23 protein-coding genes are annotated in these 26,191 nt (G+C 53.0%); 20 read left to right on the top strand and 3 right to left on the bottom strand.

The annotated features are described in order from the left end of the window. Positions 1 to 3 precede the first annotated feature (3 nt). From H7F31_RS26550 to mqnC, 3 genes are all read left to right on the top strand, one after another. Positions 4 to 900: an NAD(P)-dependent oxidoreductase gene (locus H7F31_RS26550; protein WP_261800564.1), complete on the top strand. Its 897-nt coding sequence runs from the start codon at positions 4 to 6 to the stop codon at positions 898 to 900. Between the two features lie 253 nt (positions 901 to 1,153). Continuing rightward, complete coding sequence (locus tag H7F31_RS26545) at positions 1,154 to 2,389, top strand: glycerate kinase (RefSeq protein ID WP_187101251.1); 1,236 nt, start codon at positions 1,154 to 1,156, stop codon at positions 2,387 to 2,389. 146 nt (positions 2,390 to 2,535) lie between these two features. Beyond that, on the top strand, positions 2,536 to 3,672 hold the full coding sequence (gene mqnC, locus H7F31_RS26540; RefSeq protein WP_187101250.1) for a cyclic dehypoxanthinyl futalosine synthase: 1,137 nt from the start codon (positions 2,536 to 2,538) through the stop codon (positions 3,670 to 3,672). 199 nt (positions 3,673 to 3,871) lie between these two features. Here mqnC and H7F31_RS26535 read toward each other — a convergent pair whose 3' ends face one another. Continuing rightward, positions 3,872 to 4,654 (bottom strand): alpha/beta fold hydrolase, encoded by a 783-nt coding sequence (locus H7F31_RS26535; protein WP_187101249.1) that lies wholly within the window; start codon positions 4,652 to 4,654, stop codon positions 3,872 to 3,874. Continuing rightward, positions 4,635 to 5,261: a TetR/AcrR family transcriptional regulator gene (locus H7F31_RS26530; protein ID WP_187101248.1), complete on the bottom strand. Its 627-nt coding sequence runs from the start codon at positions 5,259 to 5,261 to the stop codon at positions 4,635 to 4,637. The genes H7F31_RS26535 and H7F31_RS26530 overlap by 20 nt, the downstream gene beginning before the upstream one ends. Before the next feature lie 173 nt (positions 5,262 to 5,434). Between H7F31_RS26530 and H7F31_RS26525 the strand changes: the two genes are divergently transcribed. From H7F31_RS26525 to serC, 16 genes are all read left to right on the top strand, one after another. Continuing rightward, positions 5,435 to 6,370, top strand: coding sequence for a putative sporulation protein YtxC (locus tag H7F31_RS26525; protein ID WP_187101247.1), 936 nt, complete (start codon positions 5,435 to 5,437; stop codon positions 6,368 to 6,370). A gap of 685 nt (positions 6,371 to 7,055) precedes the next feature. Beyond that, the gene (thrS, locus tag H7F31_RS26520) at positions 7,056 to 8,990 is read left to right on the top strand and encodes a threonine--tRNA ligase (protein ID WP_187101246.1); all 1,935 of its coding nucleotides are present in this window, start codon (positions 7,056 to 7,058) and stop codon (positions 8,988 to 8,990) included. A gap of 66 nt (positions 8,991 to 9,056) precedes the next feature. Continuing rightward, a complete protein-coding gene (locus tag H7F31_RS26515; RefSeq protein ID WP_187101245.1) occupies positions 9,057 to 9,578 on the top strand; it encodes a 3D domain-containing protein in 522 nt (173 codons plus the stop codon). A gap of 58 nt (positions 9,579 to 9,636) precedes the next feature. After that, positions 9,637 to 9,804, top strand: coding sequence for a hypothetical protein (locus tag H7F31_RS26510; protein WP_179215971.1), 168 nt, complete (start codon positions 9,637 to 9,639; stop codon positions 9,802 to 9,804). Positions 9,805 to 9,972: 168 nt separating this feature from the next. Then, the gene (locus H7F31_RS26505) at positions 9,973 to 11,355 is read left to right on the top strand and encodes a methyl-accepting chemotaxis protein (protein ID WP_187101244.1); all 1,383 of its coding nucleotides are present in this window, start codon (positions 9,973 to 9,975) and stop codon (positions 11,353 to 11,355) included. Positions 11,356 to 11,578: 223 nt separating this feature from the next. After that, a complete protein-coding gene (gene liaF / locus H7F31_RS26500) occupies positions 11,579 to 12,640 on the top strand; it encodes a cell wall-active antibiotics response protein LiaF (RefSeq protein ID WP_187101243.1) in 1,062 nt (353 codons plus the stop codon). 10 nt (positions 12,641 to 12,650) lie between these two features. Then, positions 12,651 to 13,685 carry a sensor histidine kinase gene (locus H7F31_RS26495; protein ID WP_187101242.1) on the top strand — a complete coding sequence of 345 codons (1,035 nt, stop codon included), beginning with the start codon at positions 12,651 to 12,653 and terminating at the stop codon, positions 13,683 to 13,685. Then, on the top strand, positions 13,682 to 14,347 hold the full coding sequence (locus tag H7F31_RS26490) for a response regulator (RefSeq protein WP_187101241.1): 666 nt from the start codon (positions 13,682 to 13,684) through the stop codon (positions 14,345 to 14,347). The genes H7F31_RS26495 and H7F31_RS26490 overlap by 4 nt, the downstream gene beginning before the upstream one ends. 60 nt (positions 14,348 to 14,407) lie before the next feature. After that, positions 14,408 to 14,821 carry a YugN-like family protein gene (locus H7F31_RS26485; protein WP_187101240.1) on the top strand — a complete coding sequence of 138 codons (414 nt, stop codon included), beginning with the start codon at positions 14,408 to 14,410 and terminating at the stop codon, positions 14,819 to 14,821. 257 nt (positions 14,822 to 15,078) lie between these two features. After that, entirely contained in the window at positions 15,079 to 16,731 is a 1,653-nt protein-coding gene (locus H7F31_RS26480) for a S1C family serine protease (protein WP_187101239.1), read from the top strand. Positions 16,732 to 16,830: 99 nt separating this feature from the next. Next, the gene (locus H7F31_RS26475; RefSeq protein WP_187101238.1) at positions 16,831 to 17,523 is read left to right on the top strand and encodes a response regulator transcription factor; all 693 of its coding nucleotides are present in this window, start codon (positions 16,831 to 16,833) and stop codon (positions 17,521 to 17,523) included. Positions 17,524 to 17,526: 3 nt separating this feature from the next. Then, a complete protein-coding gene (locus tag H7F31_RS26470) occupies positions 17,527 to 19,059 on the top strand; it encodes a sensor histidine kinase (RefSeq protein ID WP_187101237.1) in 1,533 nt (510 codons plus the stop codon). 54 nt (positions 19,060 to 19,113) lie between these two features. After that, on the top strand, positions 19,114 to 20,103 hold the full coding sequence (locus tag H7F31_RS26465; RefSeq protein WP_187101236.1) for a 4-hydroxy-3-methylbut-2-enyl diphosphate reductase: 990 nt from the start codon (positions 19,114 to 19,116) through the stop codon (positions 20,101 to 20,103). Between the two features lie 402 nt (positions 20,104 to 20,505). Continuing rightward, positions 20,506 to 21,567 (top strand): 3-deoxy-7-phosphoheptulonate synthase, encoded by a 1,062-nt coding sequence (aroF, locus tag H7F31_RS26460; protein ID WP_187101235.1) that lies wholly within the window; start codon positions 20,506 to 20,508, stop codon positions 21,565 to 21,567. 234 nt (positions 21,568 to 21,801) lie between these two features. Further along, positions 21,802 to 23,226 carry a type I glutamate--ammonia ligase gene (gene glnA / locus H7F31_RS26455; protein ID WP_187101234.1) on the top strand — a complete coding sequence of 475 codons (1,425 nt, stop codon included), beginning with the start codon at positions 21,802 to 21,804 and terminating at the stop codon, positions 23,224 to 23,226. Positions 23,227 to 23,421: 195 nt separating this feature from the next. After that, positions 23,422 to 24,507: a 3-phosphoserine/phosphohydroxythreonine transaminase gene (gene serC / locus H7F31_RS26450; RefSeq protein ID WP_187101233.1), complete on the top strand. Its 1,086-nt coding sequence runs from the start codon at positions 23,422 to 23,424 to the stop codon at positions 24,505 to 24,507. 77 nt (positions 24,508 to 24,584) lie between these two features. Here serC and H7F31_RS26445 read toward each other — a convergent pair whose 3' ends face one another. Next, positions 24,585 to 25,304 carry a response regulator transcription factor gene (locus H7F31_RS26445; protein ID WP_187101232.1) on the bottom strand — a complete coding sequence of 240 codons (720 nt, stop codon included), beginning with the start codon at positions 25,302 to 25,304 and terminating at the stop codon, positions 24,585 to 24,587. 289 nt (positions 25,305 to 25,593) lie between these two features. Between H7F31_RS26445 and trmL the strand changes: the two genes are divergently transcribed. Continuing rightward, positions 25,594 to 26,061, top strand: coding sequence for a tRNA (uridine(34)/cytosine(34)/5-carboxymethylaminomethyluridine(34)-2'-O)-methyltransferase TrmL (trmL, locus tag H7F31_RS26440; protein ID WP_187101231.1), 468 nt, complete (start codon positions 25,594 to 25,596; stop codon positions 26,059 to 26,061). Positions 26,062 to 26,191: the final 130 nt, after the last annotated feature.

Raw genomic sequence — 26,191 nt, 5'->3', positions numbered from 1 at the left:
TGGATAAAGGAGAGGATAGCGATGGCGATCAGTCCTGCCGCGACCAAGGTTGGTTTTGTCGGAACGGGCGTTATGGGCAGCAGCATGGCGAAACATCTGCTGAACGGAGGTTACGAGGTTCATATTTATACGAGAACGAAGGAAAAGGCGGCAGAGCTGCTGGAGCTGGGCATGGTCTGGCATGATTCGCAGGGCGAGCTGGCTTCGGTCTGCGGCGCCATTATTACGATCGTCGGTTATCCGAGCGACGTTGAGGACATCTACTTGAGCAAAAGCGGCATAATCGGATCGGCCAAGCCGGGCACCTACTTGATCGATATGACGACCTCCAGTCCCGCGCTTGCCGTTCGCATTCATGAAGCTGCGGCCGCTGCAGGTCAACATTCCCTAGACGCTCCCGTTTCGGGCGGCGATATCGGCGCGCGCAACGCGGCGCTGTCGATCATGGTAGGGGGGGACGAGGCCACCTTCACGGAGGTGCAGCCGCTTCTGTCGCTCATGGGCAAAAACATCGTGCTGCAAGGAGGCCCCGGAGCGGGTCAGCATACGAAGATGGTCAATCAGATCGCGATCGCTTCCAATATGATCGGCGTCTGCGAGGCGCTTGTATACGCCAAACACGCGGGCCTGAATTTGGAGAGCGTGCTTCGCAGCATCGAATCCGGAGCGGCGGGCAGCTGGTCGCTCTCGAATTTGGCCCCGCGCGTCATTGCCGGCAATTTCGAGCCGGGTTTCTTTGTAAAACATTTTATTAAGGATATGGGGATCGCGCTGGACGCTGCGGCGGAGATGGGCATCGAACTTCCGGGATTGTCGCTGGCAAAGGAACTCTATGGACGTCTGGCGGATGCCGGACTTGCGGACAAGGGGACGCATGCTTTGTACCTGGCTTGGGACTGACAAACTAGGGGGAAACGGGAAGAAGCAGCTGCCGATACGCGCTTTAATCAAAGGGGAATCGAACGCGGTGATTGCCACGGAACTGGGCGCCCATGTTATGATGAGGAAGCTGCGAAGACGGATATTCGAGACAACAACTATAGCGTGGCGATGATTGATACTGACTGCGATCGAAAGCGCCAAGCGTCAAGCAAAGGTGAACTTGCGGTGTTGCTCGTCAGGCAAGGAGCATAAGAAACGGGAGAGTGTTGAGATGAAGGTACTGCTGGCTTTTGATTCGTTCAAGGGGAGCTTAAGCTCGCTGGATGCGGGAACCATCGCGGCCGAAGCCATTCGGGAGATCAATCCCGACGCGGAATGCGACGTCATTCCATTAGCGGATGGCGGCGAAGGCACGGTTGAGGCCGTCGCGTATGCCTCAAAGGGCGAGCTCATCAACTTGCGGACATCCGGTCCGCTGAGAGAGTCCGTCAGTAGTCCTGTCGCGTTGATTCCCGATAGGGACGGGGAAAGGACGGCAGTGCTGGAATCAGCTTCGATATGCGGACTTACGATGATGCCCGCAGGCAGGCTGGACCCGCTTGCGGCCACTTCGACCGGAATCGGCGAAGTTATTACGGAACTGCTGGACCTGGGCATGCGTCGCTTCGCGATAGGGCTGGGAGGCAGCGCCGTCAATGATGGCGGCATGGGTATGCTTGCCGCGCTTGGCGCCGAGTTTCTCGATGCTGACGGGAACAGATTGAACGGCTCCGGAGGCGATCTGCTGAAGCTGGCGTCCATGTCGCTGGCGGGACTGGACGAACGGTTATCCGAATGCCGGATTACGATCGCGACCGACGTGGATAATCCGTTATGCGGCGAGCTTGGCGCCACGTACATATACGGCAGGCAGAAAGGCGTTACGGAAGAGCTGGCGGCTCCGCTGGATCAAGCGATGTTGTTGTACGGCTCTTTGCTGGAAGAGGAGCTAGAGGAACTGCCGTCCTATCGAAGTCGGCATGTGGCAAAGATGCAGCTGCAAGCGGCTTCGCAATCGCAATCAAGCTCGCATTCGCGAACGCTCCTCCGGGACAGGCCCGGCGCCGGCGCCGCCGGAGGTCTTGGCTTCGCCCTCATGGCACTCGGGGGAGAAGCGGCAAGCGGCGCGGATTGGATGATGTCTCGAGCGGGGTTCGCGGACAGGGCGAGCGGCGCCGACTGGATTGTAACTGGCGAAGGCAGGAGCGATAGGCAGACGCTGCATGGCAAGCTGCCCATGCGAGTTGCCGAAGCCGCGCGACAGTCCGGAGCACGCTGTATTCTCATGTCGGGCAGCCTGGGGGACGGTATTACGGATTTGGCTCCGCATTTCGCGGGTTGCTTCTCCATCGTGAAGGAGCCCTCGAAGCTGGCGCAATGCATAGAGCAAGCCGGGCCTCTGTTAAAGCTGGCGGTCGGAGAGACGTTTCGACTCATTCGTTCCGCGGAAGCCGTTCGGCATCCATAGCTGTTTTGCGGAGGGCAACTAATCAATTCTATTGATTTCTGTCTCTAATTTGTCACGATTGCCTTCGCCCAGAATGATAGCTAGCCCCGCGAATGTATGGTAGGATTAAGTATTATGACTATCACGGATGGGGGAGATGAAGGCGAATGAGCACAATCGACCGAATATTAGATAAAGCCTTGCGCGGAGAGCGTATCGGTCAGGAGGAAGGCATGGAGCTGCTTGCCTCCGATCAGATCGAGAAGATGGGCCGCGTTGCGAACGAAATAATGAAGAGACGCCACCCCGAGCCGATAACGACCTTCGTGGTCGGTCGGAACGTTAACTATACGAATGTATGCGATGTTTATTGCCGGTTCTGCGCGTTCTACCGCGCACCGAACTCCAAGGAAGGCTACGTGCTTGACGATGAGGTCATCCTGAGCAAAATTCAGGAGACGATCGACGTCGGCGGCACGGAAATTTTGATGCAAGGCGGCACGAATCCTAACCTGCCGTTCACTTATTACACCGACCTGCTTCGCAAAATCAAGGCGAGGTTCCCTGACATTACGATGCATTCCTTTTCGCCGGCGGAGATTCAAAAGATGAAGGTGGTGTCCGAAGGGCTGTCTCTCGACGAGGTCGTAGCTCAGCTGCATGCGGCTGGACTGGACTCGCTGCCCGGAGGCGGCGCCGAAATTCTGGATGATCGCACGCGCAGAAAGATCAGCCGGATGAAGGGCTCTTGGACGGATTGGATGGACGTGATGAACTCCGCCCATCGACATGGCATGAATACAACCGCGACGATGGTGTACGGCCTTGGCGAGACGATCGAAGAACGTGCGCTTCATATGATGCGAATCCGGGACGAGCAGGATAAAGTAAAGGCGATGGGTTATCCTTCGCCGGGCTTCCTGGCTTTCATCTCCTGGCCGTTTCAGCCGGATAATACGAATCTCAAGCTCGAGAAGGCGAAGCCGGAGGAATATCTCCGTATAGTGGCGGTAAGCCGCATTATGCTCGACAACATTCAGAACTTCCAATCCTCTTGGGTCACGATGGGACCGGAGATGGGCAAGCTGTCGTTATCTTACGGATGCAACGACTTCGGAAGCACGATGATCGAGGAGAATGTTGTATCGGCTGCAGGCACGACACATAAGGTAAACATCGAGCTGATTCTGCAACTGATCCGCGAATCCGGCAAAATCCCGGCGCAGCGCGATACCAAATACAATATTTTGCGCATGTTCCACGAGGCCGACAAGGCCGATAAGGACTTTATCATGCAAAACTAATATTGGGCCAAGTGAGGGGCATGAACCATGGAGTCGGTATTGTTTATTGCAGGTTGGGCCATAGTTGGCATTTGTATCGGCGGTTTAATCGTGGTTTTGAAATCTAAATTTAAAAAGTAGCGACATAAGAATTTCAGGCGAAAGCTTAAAAGAAACACCGCTTCCTAAGCGGTGTTTCTTTGCGTGCTTGGATATTTCATTAGACTTTCGTTAGCCGCATCATAAACTCCTCGATGTGACGATTGACGGCTTCCGGATTATCCCGGTTCGTCAGATGGTGGGCGTGCGGAATCGAATGAAAGACGGCTCTACGTATGTGCTCCCGCAAATAATGCTGCTGCCTGCCGACCATGTTGTCATGCTCTCCATGCAGAATCAATGTCAGGCAAGCTACTCGATGAAGATCGTCCCTGCTTTCCATGCGCAAATTGCCGCTCCAATGCCGCAGGAATCCATCCTTCGTCATCTTGCCGAAAGACTCGAGCACGAAGTCGCGATTGGATGGATTATGGCTAGACATGGCGCTTGCCGTCCATTTCGCCGTTTGTCCGAAGGGGAGATAACGAAGAGAAAATTGGCTGAACGGAGCGGCATATCGTTCGAAACGGTTAAACTTATTCGTAAATGGCGTGCCGATGAGAATAAGTCCCTGCACGTAATCCGGATATCGTACGGCTGTTTGCAGCGAAATATGTCCGCCCATGGATAAGCCGCACAGAACGGCGGATCGTAGCTCCAGGTGATCAAGCAGTCCCTTCAGGTCCCGGCTGAAATCCTCGGGGTCGACCTCTCCAGGCGGCAAGCCGGAGTCGCCATGGCCGCGCACATCCCAAACAATCGTCTGATAGCGGGACGATAAGGCCGTTACTTGAGGCTCCCATTGCTTGCGATACATGGAGTGCCCATGCGTGAACACGATTGGCGTCCCTGTGCCTTTCACTTCGAAATAGATATCGGTACCGTTAATGCGGGTAACGGGCATGCGGATCCTCCTTTCCGGTCGGAGCGGCAGCGGGTGTGGACTTCAGCACGACAGTGAAACATTCCTCCACCCAATTTTTAAGCGGCTGCGTATCGTCGTTAAGTCTAATCAAGAGCGAGCCCGCAATAGCCGATTGCAATACTCTTGCCAGTGCCTCTGGGTTATCCGATCGCAATTCGCCGCGATCCAACGCTTGACCGATAAAATAATGGACCGTCTCGTCGATAATCCGCAGCCTCCGCCTAGAACGGTCCAGCAGTTCGGGATCCGACACGCTTTCGATATAGACGGATGTCAAGTTAGCGAGCATGACGGGATCGTCCACTTTCATGACGGAGTCTTCGAACATCGTTCGCAGCGACTGAAGGCTGCTGTTCCGCGAATGGCGTAATTCGGCGAACTTTGCAGACATCCCTTCATTAACTGCCTCGAGATAAAACAGGATCATTGATTTTTTGGATCCGAATCGCTTGGAAAGCGCAGCTGGGGAAATCTCGATTTCCTTGGCGATATTGTCAAGCGTCAGCTTGGCGTAACCATACTTGCCTAAAGCGGAGTATATGCCTCCCAGTATTCGTTCGTCGCTGTATTCGCGCGGTCTCGCCATCGATGATTCACCTCGTTTATTAATATGTGGTTGATCACTTACTAATTAATATAACAAAGTATTAGTCCGAATGCCAATCAAGATTTGCGAATGATCCAGGCTGCCAATCTCTTCTTTGTATATACGGACTCTCGGGACCATATACTGTAACGGAAGGAAAGGGGTGAGTGCGAATGGACTTGTTCACAGTGGCATTGCCGGCAAGTCTGCATAATTCCGCCGAGCGGTTGCTGGACTTGATGACGGAGCATACGAACGATGAATTACATAATTACACGGAAGCAGATCCTGCGTCGGGAGGAATTGCCCGGTATGAGCTGGAAAACGGCATTATTACCTGCCGGGCTGTACTGCCTGCGTTTCAATTAAAGCTGCACGGACAATTCGTCTACAGATCCGCCTCTCGGGCCATTGCGGATTACATTATCGAGCAGTTGGAGCCTGCCATGCTCTCGGACATTATAGGACACAAGCATCGCAACAATCCAGCCATGGACACGGCCATCATCGAACGGTATTGCCATGAGCTGCTGCAAGGGAAAGATTGGGACGGGCTCGGCGGAAAGTTTCACGAAGCCGACAGACTGCGCCGGAGAGGCAAAATCGCGGAGGAACTGGAGCTTTATTTGCAGGATCAGACGCTGCTTCAACTGCAGGGCTTCACGACTTTCCGATTGCATGCCTATCGTACGGAGCTGGCCGAGATCGCGGAATACGCTCTGGATGAATACGTGCTCGACAAGCAATATCAGGAGTTTATCTCGCTTCTGAAGTATTTTGTCCAGATGCAGGATTCCAAGGTGCCGCTTGTTCATCTACTGCATAAGGGCGGTCACGATTTCTCGATGTACGACGAAAGCTTCCGGACGCTGGAACATAAGCCGCCGGCCGACCGCATCGTCGCTGAGATGCTGGAGACGGAGATGAACATCGAGGACATGGTGATCAGCTCGCTAATCTCCGTGTCTCCCAAAAAGATTACGGTCCATACGAGGCATCCGGAGCTGCAGGTCATCCGCACGATCGAGACGATCTTCGACGGCAAGGTCAACGTATGCGTGCAATGTTCTTCCTGCGCCAGCACCCTCGACGAATGGATCCAACCTTAAAAGGATGTTTAAAAAGTCCGCTTTCCATGACGAAGCATCTCGAGAAGCTTATTCGACGTCGAATATTGAACTCAGCCGAACCTAAGCATATGCTTACGAAGTATGTTTCCTCCGGAAACATTGCAGGTGCTCACATAGCGCTGCTATGCTCCGCTCCTCAGTTTCTAGCTTCGTCCAATCTTCTCGGTCCTGAAAACCGGACTTTTTAAACTTCGATTTGAATTGTCCGCTTTCCATGACGAAGCATCTCGAGAAGCTTATTCGACGTCGAATATTACTTCGATTTGAATTGTCCGCTTGACCGGGACCGACTGCACGTTCTATAATGACGACATATAGTTTACGTCTAACAGCGACGACAGATGACAAGTATCCGTCATGGCGCCTGTGCAGAGAGAGAAGCCCTGGGCTGCAAGCTTCTTCCTGACGCGGTCGGATATACCCCATCTATAGCTGTACGGTTGAACCGCCCTTGTGGCCAGTAAGCCGTACCGGTTATCTCCGTTACCAGATCATACGAGGACTGTCCGTCCGCCTGCACCTTGCAGCGTGGAGCCGAATGGTCGAAGTAGGGTGGAACCACGAGCGCAAGCACTCGTCCCTTATGCGGGATGCGGTGCTTTTTTTGTGCGCGCCGGCGTACTGCCATGCTTGATACCTATCAGAACCCGGAAGGAAGTTGAACATGAGCATTAAAGTAACGTTCCCGGACGGGGCCGTGCGCGAATACGAAGCAGGCTCCTCCATCGAAGACATCGCGGGCTCCATTAGCCCTGGACTGAAGAAAAACGCCGTAGCGGGCAAGCTCGACGGCAAAGTCGTCGACATCTATACGAAGCTGGAGCAGGATGCCGCGATTGAGATCGTGACGCTTGACGGCGCGGACGGCCTTGAAGTGTACCGTCACAGCACGGCGCATCTCCTGGCGCAAGCGTTAAAGCGCATCTACGGCGAGAAAGCCGTGAAGCTTGGCATCGGACCGGTGATCGAGGACGGCTTCTACTACGATATCGACATGGAGCAGACTCTGTCGTCGGAGGATCTGGCTGGTATCGAGAAGGAAATGAACAAAATCGCAAACGAAAACCTGGATATCCGCCGCCGTGTCGTCAGCCGCGAGGAAGCGCTGGCGATCTTTACAAAACTGGAAGATAATCTGAAGCTGGAACTGATCCGCGACCTGCCGGAGGAGGCCGAGATTACGCTGTATGATCAGGGCGAATTTTTCGACTTGTGCCGTGGTCCGCACCTACCGTCTACAGGACGCATCAAGGCGTTCAAGCTGCTGAGCATCGCAGGCGCTTACTGGCGCGGCGACTCCAAGAACAAGATGCTGCAACGTATCTACGGCACGGCGTTCCCTAAGAAAGCTCAGCTTGACGAGCATCTCCATTTCCTGGAGGAAGCGAAAAAACGCGATCACCGCAAGCTGGGCCGCGAGTTGAAGATGTTCACCTTTTCTCGCGAAGTAGGTCAAGGCTTGCCGCTGTGGCTCCCTAATGGCGCCAAGGTACGCAGAACGATGGAGCGGTATATCGTCGATCTCGAGGAAAGCCTGGGCTACCAGCATGTGTACACGCCTGTACTTGCCAACGTGGAATTGTACAAGATCTCCGGTCACTGGGAGCACTACAGCGAGGACATGTTCCCGCTGATGGCGCTGGACAACGAGGAACTTGTCCTTCGGCCTATGAACTGTCCGCATCATATGATGGTCTTTAAAAGCGACATGCGCAGCTACCGCGATCTGCCGATCCGGATCGCCGAGATGGGCACGATGCATCGCTACGAGATGTCGGGCGCTTTGACTGGCCTGCACCGCGTTCGCGCGATGACGCTAAACGACGCCCACATCTTCTGCCGACCCGACCAAATCAAGGAAGAGTTCGCGCGCGTTGTCGGTCTGATTCGCAAGGTGTACGAGGACTTCGGCATCAAAGAATACCGCTTCCGTCTCTCTTACCGCGATCCTCAAGATACCGAGAAGTACTTCCAGAACGACGAAATGTGGGAGATGTCTCAGCGTATGCTGCGCGAGGTCGTAGAAGAGCTTGAGCTTCCGTTCTTTGAGGCGGAAGGCGAAGCGGCGTTTTATGGTCCGAAGCTTGACGTTCAGATCAAGACGGCGCTGGGCAAGGAAGAGACGTTGTCCACGGCGCAGCTGGACTTCCTGCTGCCTGAGCGGTTCGAGCTGGAATACGTCGGCGATGACGGCAAGAAACACCGTCCGGTCGTTATTCACCGGGGTATTATCAGTACGATGGAGCGTATGACAGCGTTCCTGCTCGAGAACTTCGCTGGCGCGCTGCCGCTTTGGCTGTCGCCTGTTCAAGCGAAGGTGATCCCGGTATCGCAGGCTTACGAGGAGTATGCTCGCAAGGTGGAAGAACAGCTTCAACTTGGCGGCATTCGCGTCGAAAGCGATTTGCGCAACGAGAAGCTGGGCTACAAAATTCGGGAAGCGCAGCTGGAGAAAATTCCTTATATGCTCGTTGTCGGCGATAACGAAATGCAAGCCGAAGCCGTATCGGTACGGAAACGAGGAGAAGGCGATATCGGGTCGATGCCGACATCCGAGCTCGTCGCATTGCTAAAAGGTCAAATTTCGTCCAAGGAATAACCGAACATGAGCGAATAAAGCTTGTGCCATTGGGGCAATCTTACCTCTGAGGAGGAAAGTATCCCGATGGCTACAAGCTTTTTGTTATGGTTAAGATGGGCTCAAAGGAACGTTCTCGTATGGCTCGCCGTCGTTGTTGTCTGGACTTCGACCATTGCTGCTCTACCGGCAAGCGCGGCGCCGGCCGAGATCGAAGTGGTTGCGACAGGCTACACGGCAGGCGTGGAATCGACGGGCAAACGTCCGGGCCACCCCGGCTATGGCATCACATATTCAGGCGTGAAGGTGCGAAGGGACCAGGTATCTACCATCGCGGCGGATCCCAAACTGTTCCCGATTGGCACGCTGCTTTATATTCCGGGCTACGGCTACGGCGTCGTGGCGGATACGGGCTCGGCAATCAAGGGCAAGCGTATCGATCTGTATTTCGAGACCATCAAGGAAGTGTACGAACAGTGGGGGAAGCGGAGTGTCAGCGTACAGGTGCTGAGGCGGGGCAATGGCAAGTTGACGGAGTCCTGGCTGCACAGCATCAACCAAGCCGTTCAAGTCGGCAAGCCGATTCCGCAAGCGTATTTGGAGTCTTAACGACTGCATAGTTTGCGGTGGCGAAGCCATACTAAACTTGGACGGGGAGGTGAATACAATGGCTAAAAACAAAAACAATAATGCCGCTCAAGGTCAAGGTCAAGTTCAAAACAATCAGTTCGATGCTGAATTCGCTGAAGAGTTAAATCAGGCTAAAGCTGCCAACAGCAAAGCGGCAAACCAAAAAGTAAATCAACAAAATCAGCAAAATCAACAAAACCAATAACATGCGATTGGCCGTTACCGGCCGCGCACATGATGAAAGAAACGAAAGAGGAGCCCCTGCGGCGCCTCTTTTTTCTTTTCAATTGTCGAAAACAGGGATATAATGTAGGGAAACCTTACATCAGTTATTTCTCTACCCAATAATTCGACGAAAGCGCGGTGAAAAAGGATGCGAACGGCAAGCTGGTTCACCAAGGGTTCAACCGTTAACTCGCAAGATGCCAAGCAGGACCAAATGAATAAACTGCTCCATGAATCGGTAGTCATATCCGATCAACTGACGGCAGCGGTTGACGAGGTAGACGGCGCAATCGATCAACTGACGTCTATTGCCGACGCTTCGCAATCGCAGGAGCAAAAGCTCAGATTATCCAGTTCCGTCGCGATGAGCAGGATCGAGGAGGCTTTCTCCTCCTTGCAGGAGGTCGCTTCCGCAGCGGGGCAGATCAGCGGCGCTTCCTTGCATCTAAACGAAAAGAGCAAGGAGACGAAGGAAGTTGTGCTGGACGTTTGCCGCTCGCTCCTTGACACCGATGATGCCATGAATGAGCTAAAGCGACAAAATGCAACGATGGGGCAACATATCCTGGAGCTGATTCAGCATACGTCACAGATTAACGAGATCAACGCCCTCATACACGAGATCGTGTCCCAAACCTCCCTGCTAGCCCTTAACGCCTCCATCGAAGCCGCGCATGCCGGGGAGTACGGCAGAGGTTTCTCGGTCGTTGCCTCACAGATCAAGAAGCTGGCCGAACAAAGCGCGGATGCGGTCAAACGGTCCGCCGGCATGGTGGAGCAGATCGAAGGCGGGGTCAAGCAGGTCGTCGAAGCCGTCGACCGCGAGAAGCAGTCCGTGGAGCGCAGCGTCTCGGAGATGGCTGTCAACAAGCAGCGGATGGACGCCATCTTTATGAAGATTACGGAAGTGGACGAGCTGGTTAGCCGAACAGCCACCGCCAGCAGCGAGCAGACCATACATATGAACGGCTCTACTGCAATGCTGAAGGACGTTGTGAACTCCGTCAATGAAACGATTAACAGCGTCGACGAGACGCTGGCGCTTGCGAACAAACAGCGAGAGCAGGTGCGCAAGCTCGATCGGGTGAGGGTAAATCTCGGCCGCTCTTCCGCCGCCCTGTCGACAGCCGTGGAAAGGATCGGTATCAAGCGCTCCGGAAGCGCGGAAGCTGTTAATATATCGGGCGTACAGCAATGGCTAAGCGGTGCGGCGGCGGATCCGGAGCTCGCCGCGCTGGACGAAGCAGCGCATGAACGCAAGCTGACCGCGATGCTGGCTTCGCGAACAGACGTCGAGGCCATCTGGTCCAACCGCGGGGACGGCTCCTTTATCTTCTCGCTTCCGGAGGCTGGACTGCTTAACGCGAAAAACAGAGAATGGTGGAGGCGGGCGATAGCCGGTCAGCCGTTCCATTCCGAAGTTTATGTCTCCGCTATATCCAAGCAGTTGTGCGTGACGGTAGCCGTGCCGATCCGCGATGGCGGCGGACAAGTTGTCGGCGTGATCGGAGCGGATATGTCGGTCCGGTAACGATAACTCATCTAGTTCAAGCTTCATTTATTGCAGCCGCCGCAGCCTATGTGCTCCGGCGGCTGTCTCCCCGTATAACGGCCCTTTCCCATTGAGTGACAGTCTCTCGGTCTGGAGACGGAGATGAAATTCAACCGGTCGTCCCTACTTGATCGTCGAAGGATGCGTTATACTGGGTTTACAAATGATTAAACTATGTTACATGCATAAGGAGTTGTGCGGAATGAACGGTAATTTCGCCGGCCGGCTGTTTACCGGCTTGATCGTAGTTGCGGTTGGATTGTTCTTCCTGCTTCGCCAATTGGGGGTAGCCCCTTTCGAGAGTATTAGTATAGGCGAGCTGTTTTCTACTTATTGGCCTTGCATCTTGATGTATTTCGGGGTGGCCCAACTGCTTAGCGGCCGCTTCCACGGAGGCTCCGGCTGGTGGGGGGCGGTCATGCTGCTCATCGGATTCGTCTTCCTGGGCAACAACCTGCAATGGTTCACTTGGTCGATTGGCGACATTGTACCGTTCCTGGTTCCCATCATCGTCATCATCGTAGGTTTCCGCATGATCTGGAAGCCGGAAAAGCCGAAGCGGAAGGCTCCTCCCGAGAGCGACTGGACCTCTTTTCGTCCATACGGCAAAAATCCGGAGGATGTCCCGCCTGCGCCCCCGCTGCATCCCGATCCAACGGTCGTTCCCCCGCCCCAAGCGGAGGAGAAGGGATTTCGCCCGTCGGAAGATCAGAGTGTTCCGCACCGTGGCGAGCATGCTCGCGAGCAACGCGCGTCGGGCAGCTATCGCGATGACGAGCGTCATAGCCAATACGACGGATATGACAATAAGAAGGGCAGAAAGAAGGATTGCTGGAATCAAGGACAGCGGGATCATGTGGAGTGGTGGAATCACAGCGACCCCAATGTGATGAATCGATCCGGTTTCATCGGCGACATCCATATGGGCCAGGATTATTGGGAGCTCAAGCCGCTCAATATTTCCCACTTTATCGGCGACACGGTACTGGATTTGACGAAGGCTGATATTCCTTACGGCGAGACGAAAGTCAACATCTCCTCCTTTATCGGCGATGTCAAGGTATATGTGCCCAATGATTACGAGCTTGGCATTCAGGTTGTCTCCTCTGCATTCATCGGTGACGTAAAGGTGCTTGGACAGAAGGAAGGCGGCTTGTTCACGAACGTGAACGTGAAGTCCCCTAAATATTCCGAGTCGGACAAAAAGATTAAGCTGGTCGTCAGCACTTTCATCGGCGATACCCGCGTTATTAAGGTGGGGTGAAGACAACGAGATGATGGTTCGATTCTTACGAAGCGGGAAGTGGGAGCTGGTCGGCATGTTCGTCCTGGCTTCCTCCGTTTCATTGCTGGCGGCTGTTCTATTCTGGAATCTCATGGGAGATTATTTTGGTCATGCGGAACTGAAGATCGGGGTAATCATCATTGTCATTCTTGTGAGCGCTGCGTTTGGCTATTGGGCCGCGCAGCGCTTCGGCGGGCGTCTGGATATATTATTCCTGGCGATCAAGCAAGCGGTTAACGGCAATTACGAGGTTCGCATACCCGAAAATGGATCGAACTCCTTCGTCCAACTGTACAGGGAGTTTAATGAACTTTCCAAAAATATGGAAGAAAAGATGAAGCTGCTTCAACAGCTCGGTGAAGAAAAGGTATTGACGGAATCGGCTTCCAACGAGGCGGCCGTATTGGAAGAGCGGAAGCGGATGGCGCGCGATCTTCACGATACGGTCAGCCAGCAGCTGTTTGCCATCCATATGTGCGCTTCCTCTCTGCCCAAGCTGCTGGAGGCGGATGCTGCGCGGGCGGCGTCCGTGCTGGAGCAATTGATCGAGATGTCTAATCTTGCCCAGAAGCAGATGCGCAACTTCATCGCTCAGCTTCGCCCTATGGAGCTGGAAGGCAAGACGCTGCAAGAGGCGCTCGATAAGTGGTTTCCCGACTATTGCAGGCAGAACAAGCTGCAAGGCTTGCTGGAATGGAGGCTCAACGATCAGCTTAGCGAGGCGAAGGAGCATCAGCTGTTCCTTATTGTGCAGGAAGCGATGGCCAATGTCGTCAAACATGCCAAGGCGAATAATTGCACATTGACGCTAAGCGATACGGAGCGGCAGGTCGTCATGATGTTATCCGACGACGGCGCCGGCTTTAAGGCGGATGAAGTAAGGCGAGGCTCTTACGGCCTTTCTACCATGCAAGAACGTGCGCAGAAGCTCGGCGGAGCGGCGGAAATCATCAGCAAGCTGGGAAGCGGAACAAGAGTCCGGGTTACGATACCGAAAATATACCGAGGTGAGCAAATTCGATGAGCGCGGCGGAAAACATTAAAGTTATGATTGTAGACGACCACGATATGGTTCGAATCGGCCTTCGCACGTATTTGATGCTGGAGCCGAAGTTTGAAGTGATTGCAGAGGCGGGAAGCGGCGTTGGTGCTATCAACCAACTCAAGACCATGAGCGAAGAAGATCGCCCTCATATTATTTTAATGGACCTCATGATGCCGGAGATGGATGGAATCGAAGCGACCAGGAGCATTATGGCGACTTACCCTTCGATGAAGATCGTCATGCTTACCAGCTTCCTGGAGGATGACAAGGTATATGGAGCCATCGAAGCGGGAGCGGTCAGTTATGTGCTCAAGACGGTATCCGCCGAAGAGCTGATCTACGCCATTAACGGAGCCTTTAAAGGAATGCCGGTCATGACCGCGGACGTCTCCCAGGCGCTGACAAGAGGACTTCGCCAACGCCATGCGCAGACTGGCGACGAGGAGCTGACGGAGCGCGAAAAAGAAGTGCTGCTTCTTATCGCGGATGGGCAATCCAACAAGGAGATTGCGGAAGAGCTTCATATCAGCATCAAGACGGTGAAAACCCATGTCAGCAATCTGCTGATGAAATGCGAGCTGGAGGATCGGACGCAGCTTGCCGTCCTCGCTCACCGCAAAGGCTGGGCCAAAAGCACATAACGGCAAGCTTGCCTGGACATACTACCCACTAGCAGGAACCAAATGATGGAGGGTAATGTCATGATACCAATCTCTTCCACCGTAGAAGGCCAGGAGAAAAAATTTACGGAAATTCAGGCGCTGCTTACGGATAGACAATTTACGCTCGGCGGCAACTGGGACTACGATCATGGCTCGTTCGACCGCGCTCTCGACGGCGAGAATAAGGTCTGGCTGCGAATCCCGTTCCAGGTGATCGATGGAAATATCGACAGCGAGCTGTCGGAGAACAACGCGCAGATACAGTTTCAACAGCCTTACGTCTTGAGGCATCTCTACAATGAAGGCAATGATCCGGAAGCATCCGTACGCGTCGTAGGGGCCGTATTCGACCAATTCCAATCGCCGATCGACCCGGATGCCGATATCGAGCCTCGCTGGGTGGAACGCGGCAAAGCTGTCATGCGCGAGGTGGAGGGCGCTATTCCCTTCTAAAGCAGAGCTCTCTATCGAGTCGGATTCGATTCGATAGAGAGTTTTTTAATTTCAACCTCGATTAAAGCGATTATCCGCATTTGCGATTATGCTTATCCTTCGCGAAAACTTTAATTATAATGGTTTTCCAAAACGAAAATTATCTAGAATTCAGGTGTTTTTAAGTTTGTTTTAAGGTAGAATGTGCATGATAGAAATAACAAAACGAATATTCATTTTATAACAAGTACCTAGTAACGGGATGGAGGAGAACGACAATGGATGATCAAAACAAAAAAGGGTATGATGAGTTTTTTTCTTCCGACAACCGGGGACGCAGCGATGAGCCCGGCGACACTTATAGCAAAAACGATTCAGACTCAGGGGTAGGGGCGGATCACAGTCCTAAGGTAGAACCGGAGGCCCCCCGCGAATCAAAGCCGGCATATTATTACTCTTACGGGCCAATGTCTAACGACTCCGGCGCTTCTGCTTCTTCTACTTCGGCTTCGTCTTATGATTACGAGCCTAGAGACAGCGGCACAGCGGATTCCGATCGATACGGTTCCTCAATGGATAGCGGGCCGGCTGCTGCACAACCTCCGCAGCCAACGCAGCTCAGACCGTTCACGCCATCTCATGGCGGGGGCAAACACGGGTGGCAGGCCAAGAAGGAGAAGAAGGCCGGAACTTCGTTCAAGGCTGTGTTCGCTTCCTTCCTCGCGGGCGTCATTTTGGTCGGAGGCTTGATGTATACGGCGGACGTCCGCAATTGGTTTACGTCGAACGAGACGATGTCGACGCAAACGGAGAGCAACGGCGCGAGCCAGTCCGCCCAGGCTGGAGCAGGCTCGGGACTTTCCACCGCTGCTGCTCGCCCCGACGATATCGCACAATTGTTTGAGACGGCGAGTCCGGCTGTCGTGAAGATCGAGACGTTCACGAAAGTGCAATCGCGCGGCGGCGGCGGCAGCCTGCTGGACGATCCGTTTTTCCGCCAGTTCTTCGGCGACAATTACACATCGCCGCAGCAAAAGGAGGAGCAGAACGGACAAGACAGCCAGATGCAGCAGACGGGCATCGGCACGGGTTTCTTTTTCGATTCAACGGGGTACATTCTCACGAATCAGCATGTAATCGGCGAGTCGGATGAAATTCGGGTTACGGTGCAGGGATACGACAAACCGTTTACGGCGAAGTTGCTCGGCTCCAGTTATGATCTGGACCTGGCGGTCATTAAGGTGGAAGGAGAAAAAGCGTTCCCGACACTGCCGATGGGAAGCTCCGACGACATCAACATCGGCGATTGGGTCGTGGCGATCGGCAATCCGTACGGCTTCGATCATACGGTAACGGTAGGCGTGCTCAGTGCCAAGGAAAGACCGATCGACATTCAGGATCAACAGGGCGAACGCAATTACAAGCATTTGCTCCAGACGGATGCATCGATCAACCCCGGCAACTCCGGCGGTCCGCTGCTCAACGTAAAGGGCGAGGTTATCGGCATCAATACGGCCGTCAGCTCGCAGGCGCAAGGCATCGGCTTCGCGATTCCGACAAGCACGATCAACGAAGTGTTGGATAACCTGAAGAACAATACGGAAATTCCGAAGGAGCCGGTTCCGTTCATCGGTGCTGAGCTGAGAGACATGACGGAAGACTATGCGAAACAACTGGGGATCGAGGAGTCGGAAGGTTCGCTGGTCCAAAGCGTTTATTACAATTCTCCGGCTTATCTCGGCGATCTGAAGCAATATGATTTGATCGTGGGCGTTGAAGGCAAGAAATATTCGACGACTACCTCGCTCATCGAAGAGATTAAGAAACGCGAAGTCGGCGAGAAGGTACAGTTCAATATTATCCGCCAAGGCCAGAAGCTGGATCTCGAGATTACGATTGGCGATAAAAACAAGTTCGGAGTTACGCAGTAATCCACGGCAGCAACGAAGCTTTGATTTGCAGGCATGAAGCGCAGAGCATGAATTCTCTGCGTTTTTTGCTGCAATACGGGGGAAGGGGGATGGAGAAAGATGAGACATCATATTATGGTTGTGGATGACGACGAAAGAATTATATCGATGCTGCGCAGAAGCCTGGCATTCGAAGGATATGAGGTAACGACGGCGGCAAATGGCGCCGAAGGGCTAAAGACGTTGCTCGGCATCGATCCGGATCTGCTGATACTGGATGTAATGATGCCGCAGATTGACGGCTGGGAAGTTTGTCGGCGAGTGCGGGAGGGCGGCAGCGCCGTGCCGATTCTGATGTTGACCGCCAAGGATGATATTACGGATCGGGTCAAGGGGCTGGATATCGGCGCCGACGATTATCTGGTTAAGCCGTTTGCGCTGGAGGAGCTTCTGGCGCGAGTGCGCGCGTTGCTTCGCAGGAAGTCCGACAAGCTGGAGGATGCGGGAAGCCGTCTCAGCTTCGAGGACCTGGTGCTCGACATGGACGCGCGCGAGGCCATTCGCGGTGACAGACGGATTGAACTGACAAGCAAGGAATACGACTTGCTGCTGTTTTTCATGCAGAATCCTCGCAGGGTGCTGACGAGAGACGCCATCATGGAGAAAATATGGGGCTTTGACTTCAGCGGAGAATCCAATGTCCTGGAGGTTTATATCGCCATGCTTCGCCAGAAAGTGGAGGAAGGCGGAGGGAGACGAATTATCCAAACCGTTCGGGGCACGGGCTACGTGCTGAGAGGAGAGGCGGGGTAACGCATGTCCATTCGGCTTCGCCTGACATTATGGTATTCGGGACTTCTGGCGGCGACGCTGCTTGTGTTCGGAATCAGCTTGTACGTCTTTATGAACTGGAATACGTACGCGGACGTGAAGAATCAGTTGAAATCGACTGCGGAAAGACTGGGCGTTCACGGAACGATTACGCAAGGGAGATTATCCTTGGATTTGAACTATCAATCTATATCAGAATTGCCTAACATTTTAGAGAAAAGTATGTACCTTCAGCTTGTTAATTATGAGGAAGGAGTTATTACCGCTTCTAGCAATCTCAGACAGCTCGGTAATGTTTCTATTCCCTATCCAGAGGTTCAATCCAGTCCGCAGGACGGGTTTGTGGTGACCCATGTAACCATTGGCAAGAATAAGTATAAAATGATTACTTATCAAAAGACATTGGTAAAAGGTAAGCTACTCGGTCTACTTCAAGTAGGAGCGTTCACCTTCAACGAAGACAAACAAATGAGCGGGCTGCGCACGATACTGATCTTCCTGTCCGTCGCCGTCGTGCTTATCGCCTTCACCGTAGGACTGCTAATCGCCAGACAGGCGCTGCGGCCGATCGAAAGGGTCATTACGGCCACTCGCCAGATCGAGAAGGGCTCCGACTTAAGCGTCCGAATACCGGAAGGCGGTCCTCAGGATGAGATCGGAACGCTGGTGGATACGCTTAATAAAATGTTATCCCGTCTGGAGCGGGCTTACAACGAGCTTGACGATGCCTATAAGGTGCAGCGCCGGTTCGTATCCGATGCGTCGCATGAGCTTCGTACGCCGCTGACGACGATTCGCGGCAATATCGACCTGCTGGAGAAGATGTGGAGCCAGGCGAAGCCGGAGAACGGCAGCGGAGCCGCGGCAGCTTCTGCACTGCCGCTTTCGTCGGAGCACTTCGGCATCTCCACCGAAGCCATATCGGACATCTCTGCGGAGACAAAGCGCATGAGCACGCTCGTTAATGATCTGCTTGCGCTGGCGAGAGCGGATGCCGGTTATGTCATGGAGAAGGAACAGCTGCAGTTGAGGTCGCTGACCGAGGATGTCGCTCGCCGTGCAGCGCTCTTGCCCCGCCATGCGGAGTGGAAGGTCGGCGATCTGTCGAAGCTGGATCATGTCGCCGTTCACGGAAATCACGATTATGTGCAGCAACTGCTGTTTATATTTATCGAAAATGCGTTTAAGTATACGCCGTCCGGCCATGTGGAGCTGAGCTCGGTTCGTAGAGAAGGGCATGTGGGCTGGATGATTCGCGATACCGGCATCGGGATGAATCCGGATGAGATACCGCATATCTTCGATCGTTTCTATCGCGCGGACGAATCTCGCGGGGTGACGGTAGGCACGGGCCTGGGTCTGTCGATCGCCAAATGGATTCTCGATGAGCATGGCGGATCTGTTGAAGTCACTACTTTGGAGCAGGCCGGCACAACGTTTATCATTTGGCTGCCGATAGACTTTTCCCCAAGGTCTGATTCGTCTATAATGGAAGGAACGGACCTTGACGAGGATTAGCCTCAGAAACTAGAGCGAGGTTGGCCAGAGGGGTCCGCAGAAAGCAGGTGCAGCATGGAAATTGTGAAAATCTCGCCTCGCGGCTATTGTTACGGCGTCGTCGACGCGATGGTCATCGCCTTGCAGACGGTCAAAAATTTGGAGATGCCCAGACCCATCTATATTCTTGGCATGATCGTGCATAATGCGCATGTAACGGAAGCATTCGAGCGGGAGGGCGTCATCACCCTTGACGGCGCGAACCGACTGGAAATATTGGAGCAGATCGAGAAAGGAACCGTCATCTTTACGGCGCACGGAGTCTCTCCCGAAGTACGCGAGCGCGCGAGAGCGAAAGGTCTGACCTTAGTGGACGCGACATGTCCCGACGTAACCAGGACCCATGATCTGATTCGCGCGAAGACGGCGGAAGGTTATCATATTATTTATATCGGCAAGAAGGGTCATCCCGAGCCGGAAGGCGCTATCGGCGTCGCTCCGGACCTAGTCCATCTCATCGAGCGCGAAGAGGAGATCGAATCATTGGTAGTGCCCGCAGGAAAAGTCATTATTACGAACCAGACGACGATGTCGCAGTGGGATATTCGCCATATTATGAAGAGGCTGCAGGAGAAGTATCCCCATGCAGAGATTCATAACGAGATTTGCCTTGCTACTCAGGTTCGGCAGGAAGCGGTGGCCGGACAGGCGGGCGAAGCCCAGCTATGTATCGTCGTCGGCGATCCGCGCAGCAACAACTCCAACCGCCTTGCGCAAGTGTCGGAGGAGATTGCGGGCGTCAAGGCCTATCGCGTATCCGACGTCAGCGAGATCAAGCGCGAGTGGCTGGACGGCCTGGATCGAGTAGCCGTTACTTCGGGAGCGTCCACGCCTACTCCGATTACGAAGGAAGTGATCGCTTATCTGGAGCAGTTCGATTATCGCGATCCATCCACATGGGAGATCAACCGGACGGTGAATATGAACAAGCTGCTTCCGAACGTGCGCGTCAAGTCGAGCAACGAAAGCGGCGGCAGCTCGGAATCCGCTTCGGTGGCGAAATAACGGGATGAGAGAGAGGCGGCAAGGGCACTACGGTGTCGCTTGCCGCTTTTTTTGCAAAAATAAGATTTACGACAGGGGTTGACGAAACGTCGTCCCATCATGTATATTTACTTTAGCGATTAAAAGCATAAAAGCTTAAAAGCCTAAAAGCTTTTAAGTGCGAAAGCGAAAAGTTGGTTTCATGGATTGTTTAAAAAAAATTTAAATGAGAGTTCAAAAAGTCCGGTTTTCAGCACCGAGAAGATTGGATGAAGCTAGAAACTGAGTATCGGAGCGTAGCAGAGCTACGTGAGAAACGGAAGGTTCGGCTGAATTCAAGATTCGATGTCGGATATGCTTTATGAAAAACTTCGTGATGGAAATCGGAATTTTTGAATTTCCTTTAAAAAAGGAGAGAGAGCGATGATAGTTATTACTAAAAACAGCGTATCGGACGAAAGAATTGGTGAGATCGTTCATTATATCGAGAATACAGGCGTTCAGGCTCATGTATCCAAAGGGACGGATCGTACGGTTATCGGAATCATCGGCAATGCGATGCCTACGCTTGCAGAGCATCTGCGCTCCATGCAGGGAGTAGAGAACGTCATCAAAATTTCCAAGTCGTATAAGCTGGCTAGCCGTGACTTCCATCCGGACGATACGATCATCGATATAAAAGGCGTCAAGATCGGGGGCAGCAATCTTGTCATCATGGGCGGTCCGTGCGCGGTGGAGTCGCCGGAGCAGATCGACGAGATCGCAAGATTGGTCAAGGCCGCAGGCGGCCAAGTACTGCGGGGCGGCGCCTTCAAGCCCAGAACAGGGCCATACAGCTTCCAGGGCGTTGGCGTAGAAGGACTCATCATGATGGCTGAGGCGGGCAAGAAACACGGTCTCCTGACGATTACCGAGGTCATGACACCGGAATACGTGGACGTCTGCGCAGAATACGCCGACATCCTGCAGGTTGGCACGCGCAATATGCAAAACTTCGATCTGCTTCGCAAGCTGGGCACGATTCAAACGCCGGTGCTGCTCAAGCGGGGCTTCAGCTCCACGTACGACGAGTTCCTGAACGCGGCGGAATACATTCTTGCCGGCGGCAATCCTAACGTCATGTTGTGCGAGCGGGGAATCCGAACGTTTGAGACTTATACCCGCAACACGCTGGATCTGTCCGCAATCCCTGTCTTGCAATCGCTTAGCCATCTTCCCGTCATTTCCGACCCGAGCCATGGCACGGGCCGACGCGAATTGGTAGAGCCGATGTCCAAAGCCTCCGTTGCCGCGGGAGCGAACGGGCTTATTATCGAGATGCACACGGATCCCGATAACTCCATGACGGGCGATGGCGTTCAGTCGCTGTTCCCGGATCAATTCGCGAAGCTGTTAAAGGAGCTGGAGCAACTGGCTCCCCTTGTGGGCAAAGAGTTCGCAACGGATAAAGCTCCCGCAGACGCTTTTGTAGAATGGATCAAATAGAAGGATTCGGAACGTATGGCAGACATGTCCATGCGTTCTTTTTTTTGCATTTAAAAGCCGTTTTGTGAACAGAAATTTAAACTTGTGAGTATTCCTCACATTGCGATAAAAAATACCTGACATAAGTATTGACGGAGAGAAAAGGTAGTTTTATAATTACGACATGGTTTGGAGCGATTGTTGAACGTTCGTCTTTAAAACACAAGTTAATGTTCGGAAATGGAGGAAGTTTAGATGTCAGTTCAAAAGGTTTTGGATCAAATTAAAGAAAATAACATCCAGTTTGTCGATTTCCGCTTTATCAGCCTTGCCGGTGGCGCGCATCATATTACGTTGCCTTCTACAGAGGTGGACGCAGATACGTTCGTAAACGGCGTAGCTTTCGACGGTTCCTCGATCCCTGGTTTTCGCGGTATCGAAGAATCCGATATGGTTATGATGCCTGACCCGGAATCCGTATTTGTTGATCCATTCACCAGCCATCCAACTTTGAATGTGATGTGCGATATCTACACTCCAGACGGCAAGCGTTATGAGCGCGATCCGCGCAGCATCGCTCAGAAAGCTGAAGAATACCTGCAAACAACGGGTATCGGTACAACAGCGTTCTTCGCGCCTGAATCCGAATTCTTTATCTTCGACGATGTACGTTACGAAAGCTCCATGAACACTTCCTTCTTCTCGGTTGATTCCGAGGAAGGGGCTTGGAACACGGCACGCAAAGAAGAGGGCGGAAACCTGGGCTTCAAGATTCCTGTTAAAGGTGGTTACGTTCCTGTCGCTCCAGTGGACTCCCAGCAAGATATCCGCAGCGAGATGGTTCGCCTGATGCAAGAAACGGGTCTTCGCGTTGAGCGTCATCACCACGAAGTTGCTACTGCCGGCCAAGCCGAGATCAACTTCCGCTTCGATACGCTGACCAAAACAGCAGACAACCTGATGAAATACAAATATATCGTTCACAACGTAGCCCGCCAGTGGGGCAAAGTGGCAACATTCATGCCGAAACCGCTGTTCGGCGACAACGGCAGCGGCATGCACGTTCATACGTCGATCTTCAATGGCGACGAGCCGCTGTTCTACGACAACAAAGAATATGCGAACCTGAGCAAGCTCGCTATGAGCTACATCGCAGGTGTTTTGTACCACGCTCCGGCTCTGATCGCAATTACGAACCCGAGCACGAACTCCTTCAAACGTTTGGTTCCTGGTTACGAAGCGCCGGTTAACCTGGTATTCTCCAAAGGAAACCGTTCCGCGGCCGTTCGTATCCCGATTGCTGCGGTAACGCCTAAAGGCTGCCGTATCGAGTTCCGTACGCCGGACTCCACGGCCAATCCATACCTCGCGTTTGCGGCTATGCTGCTTGCCGGTTTGGACGGCATCAAAAAAGGCCTTGACCCGGTTGCTCTGGGCTACGGACCATTCGACAAAAATATTTACGATCTGCCAGAAGCAGAGAAAAAAGAAATCCGCAGCGTTCCAGGCACATTGGACGAAGCGCTTGACGCGCTTGAAGCCGATTCCGGCTTCCTTACAGAAAGCGGCGTATTCTCCCAAGACTTCATCGACAACTACGTTGCATTAAAACGCGCAGAAGCAAAAGCTGTATCTATTCGCGTTCATCCACACGAGTACAGCCTGTACTTCGGCTGCTAATATTCGCAACACCAAAAACGAGCCCGGTCGGGCTCGTTTTTTGGTGTTAGGTTTTGTGCAAATCCGAATAATGTTTGACGTTTTTATCGTTTTTGTTCGACTTTGAGGTTCGTTCATGACATTTTTACTTGAAGGAGCGGTTCAAACTTGCTATTATAGCCATATCGTGTACAAAGCTGAAGGGTGGAGAGAAAGATGGCAAGAGCATTTAACTTTAATGCAGGGCCGGCGGCAATTCCGCTGGAAGTGCTGCAGCAGGCTGCAGAGCAATTCGTTGACTACCAAGGCGCGGGAATGTCGATTATGGAGATGTCCCACCGGAGCGCGCTGTTCGAGGGTGTCAACAACGAAGCGCAGGCGCTGTTGAAGGAATTGATCGGCATTCCGGACAATTACCAGGTGCTCTTCCTGCAAGGCGGCGCAAGCACGCAATTCGCGATGCTGCCGATGAACTTGTTGAAGGCGGGGCGTCCTGCTGCATATGTGAAGACTGGCGCATGGGCGGACAAGGCCATGAAGGAAGCGCAGCTCATTGGCGAGACGGTAGTCGCGGCTTCGACGGAAGCCGACAAATACATGAGAATGCCAAGCTTGTCGGAAATTGTCGTTCCTAGCGATGCTTCCTATTTGCACTTGACCTCGAACGAAACGATCGGTGGCGTGCAATTCCATGAATTTCCCGATACGGGCGATATCCCGCTGATTGCGGATATGTCGAGCGACATCCTGAGCAGACCGATTGATGTCAGCAAATTCGGCGTCATTTATGCGGGAGCTCAAAAGAATTTGGGGCCATCGGGCGTTACAGTTGTCATCATTCGCGACGATCTCATTGAACAAAGTCCAAAGGATATTCCTGCCATGTTCAGATACAATACGCATGCCAAGGCAAGCTCGCTCTACAATACGCCGCCATCCTTCTCCGTTTATATGGTAGGTCTTGTGCTGAATTGGATTAAAGGCATGGGCGGAGTTGGCCAACTGGAGCAATACAACCGCGACAAAACAAAGCTGATCTACGACGCGATCGACCAAAGCGGCGGTTTCTATCGCGGCGCGGCTCAGACGGGAAGCCGTTCGTTCATGAACATTACGTTCCGTTTGGGCAGCGAGGAGCTGGAGAAACTGTTCGTTAAGCAATCGGAAGCGGAAGGTTTCGTTGGACTTAAGGGGCATCGCGATGTTGGCGGTCTGCGTGCTTCGACTTATAATGCCGTACCGCTGGAAAGCTGCCAGGCGCTGGCTCAGTTCATGGCCGACTTCCAGAAGCGCAACGGCTAAAAACAAAAAGAAACGCCCTCTCTCGAATATTCGAGGAGAGGGCGCTTCCTTGTCTCGGCGCGTATGCGGTGCATTGCTCAGGCCAACGAAGAGGTTTCGGTAATGGCAGGGCCGTTGAGCTTGTAGCCGACGTTGCGGACGGTCGTAATATATTCCGGCGTCCTTGCGTTTTTCTCGATTTTGTCCCGCAGATGGCTGATATGGACGTCCACGATACGAGTATCGCCGAGGAAGTGGTAATCCCATACGCCGTGCAGAAGCTGTTGGCGGCTGAGTACTTTTCCCTTGTGCTTGCAGAGGAACAGCAACAGCTCGAACTCCTTGGGCGTCAGCTCGATCGGCTTGCCGTCCAGCATGACTTCGCGTTGATCGGCAAGCACATTAAGCCTGCCGATGGAATAGATGGTCTCTTCCGTTGCTCCAGGCAGCGTCTGCAGACGGCGGAACAAGGCTCCGATCCGGGAGATGAGCTCCTGAGGGCTAAATGGCTTGGTCATATAATCATCGGCTCCGTTGTCGAGGCCTGCGATTTTGTCAGTGACGTCTTGCAATGCGGTTAACATTATGATCGGTACCGCGTTATTTTGCTTGCGAAGCTCTCTGCATACCTGAATGCCGTCCATCTTGGGCAGCATAAGATCCAATACGATCAGATCAGGGCGGAAAGGCTTGAGCAAATCGAATACCGCCTCTCCGTCGCCGACGCATCTGACGTCATAGCCGGCAAGCTTTAAGTTGAACTCGATCAACATGGAGATAGATGGTTCGTCATCTACGACCAATACTTTTTTTCGCATCAATTTGTCTCCTTTGCCACCAATTATAGTACCATTATGGGAGACGACATTTCGCTTAAGATTAACGGTACGTTAAGCGAATGTTAAATTAACCAGATTAGGGCGTGTCTGAAAACCCGTTCAGTGGCACCTTTCACCGCCTTTTCGCCCCCTGCTTCGTTCCGTTTGCTTGACGTACCCCCGGTACGCCTTCACAAACGCGCCTTGCATGGAACGAAAATTCGGCAAAATTTGCTCTCCTCAGAGTTCTCAGACACGCCCTAGCATGAAGACGGGAGCAACAATTCATATGGCATTTCACATTGTGTTGGTTGAACCGGAAATTCCCGCGAATACGGGCAATATATCACGGACCTGCGCGGCGACGGGAACGATCCTCCATCTGGTCAGGCCGCTGGGCTTCGATACGGACGATAGAACGCTAAAACGCGCGGGGCTTGATTACTGGCATTCCGTACAAATTATGTACCATGATTCCTTCCAGGAGGTTAGAGAGCTGTATCCCGAAGGACGTTTCTATTTCGCGAGCACGCGTGCCACCCGATATTATACGGACTTCGAATACCGGGATGGCGACTTCTTTGTGTTCGGCAAGGAAACGAAAGGTCTGCCTCAAGCATTGATCGACGAAAACTTGGAAACTTGCATGAAGATGCCGATGAGGACCGATCATGTGAGATCCCTAAATTTGTCAAATTCAGTTGCAATTGTCATATATGAAGCTTTGCGACAAAACAATTTCATTGGTTTGGATTAATTTTTCGAAAATTCCAACTTAATTTGCGGGGAAGGAAATTTGTTTCTGTCGTCGAATCTGTACAAATAGCGAACGTATTAATTAATTGTGGTGGTCCGCAAAAGTTTCGCAAAACTATAAATTCAGGCAT

The sequence above is a fragment of the Paenibacillus sp. PAMC21692 genome (assembly GCF_014303795.1).
Lineage (GTDB): Bacteria > Bacillota > Bacilli > Paenibacillales > Paenibacillaceae > Pristimantibacillus > Pristimantibacillus agaridevorans.
The sequence above is the reverse complement of the archived record's forward strand: the minus strand, read 5'-3'. Positions and strand labels throughout refer to the sequence as shown.

Coding starts and splice junctions, on each gene's coding strand:
- H7F31_RS26545 (WP_187101251.1), top strand. CDS start 1,154: ATGAAGGTACTGCTGGCTTTTGATTCGTTCAAGGGGAGCTTAAGCTCG.
- mqnC (WP_187101250.1), top strand. CDS start 2,536: ATGAGCACAATCGACCGAATATTAGATAAAGCCTTGCGCGGAGAGCGT.
- H7F31_RS26535 (WP_187101249.1), bottom strand. CDS start 4,654: ATGCCCGTTACCCGCATTAACGGTACCGATATCTATTTCGAAGTGAAA.
- H7F31_RS26530 (WP_187101248.1), bottom strand. CDS start 5,261: ATGGCGAGACCGCGCGAATACAGCGACGAACGAATACTGGGAGGCATA.
- H7F31_RS26525 (WP_187101247.1), top strand. CDS start 5,435: ATGGACTTGTTCACAGTGGCATTGCCGGCAAGTCTGCATAATTCCGCC.
- thrS (WP_187101246.1), top strand. CDS start 7,056: ATGAGCATTAAAGTAACGTTCCCGGACGGGGCCGTGCGCGAATACGAA.
- H7F31_RS26515 (WP_187101245.1), top strand. CDS start 9,057: ATGGCTACAAGCTTTTTGTTATGGTTAAGATGGGCTCAAAGGAACGTT.
- H7F31_RS26510 (WP_179215971.1), top strand. CDS start 9,637: ATGGCTAAAAACAAAAACAATAATGCCGCTCAAGGTCAAGGTCAAGTT.
- H7F31_RS26505 (WP_187101244.1), top strand. CDS start 9,973: ATGCGAACGGCAAGCTGGTTCACCAAGGGTTCAACCGTTAACTCGCAA.
- liaF (WP_187101243.1), top strand. CDS start 11,579: ATGAACGGTAATTTCGCCGGCCGGCTGTTTACCGGCTTGATCGTAGTT.
- H7F31_RS26495 (WP_187101242.1), top strand. CDS start 12,651: ATGATGGTTCGATTCTTACGAAGCGGGAAGTGGGAGCTGGTCGGCATG.
- H7F31_RS26490 (WP_187101241.1), top strand. CDS start 13,682: ATGAGCGCGGCGGAAAACATTAAAGTTATGATTGTAGACGACCACGAT.
- H7F31_RS26485 (WP_187101240.1), top strand. CDS start 14,408: ATGATACCAATCTCTTCCACCGTAGAAGGCCAGGAGAAAAAATTTACG.
- H7F31_RS26480 (WP_187101239.1), top strand. CDS start 15,079: ATGGATGATCAAAACAAAAAAGGGTATGATGAGTTTTTTTCTTCCGAC.
- H7F31_RS26475 (WP_187101238.1), top strand. CDS start 16,831: ATGAGACATCATATTATGGTTGTGGATGACGACGAAAGAATTATATCG.
- H7F31_RS26470 (WP_187101237.1), top strand. CDS start 17,527: ATGTCCATTCGGCTTCGCCTGACATTATGGTATTCGGGACTTCTGGCG.
- H7F31_RS26465 (WP_187101236.1), top strand. CDS start 19,114: ATGGAAATTGTGAAAATCTCGCCTCGCGGCTATTGTTACGGCGTCGTC.
- aroF (WP_187101235.1), top strand. CDS start 20,506: ATGATAGTTATTACTAAAAACAGCGTATCGGACGAAAGAATTGGTGAG.
- glnA (WP_187101234.1), top strand. CDS start 21,802: ATGTCAGTTCAAAAGGTTTTGGATCAAATTAAAGAAAATAACATCCAG.
- serC (WP_187101233.1), top strand. CDS start 23,422: ATGGCAAGAGCATTTAACTTTAATGCAGGGCCGGCGGCAATTCCGCTG.
- H7F31_RS26445 (WP_187101232.1), bottom strand. CDS start 25,304: ATGCGAAAAAAAGTATTGGTCGTAGATGACGAACCATCTATCTCCATG.
- trmL (WP_187101231.1), top strand. CDS start 25,594: ATGGCATTTCACATTGTGTTGGTTGAACCGGAAATTCCCGCGAATACG.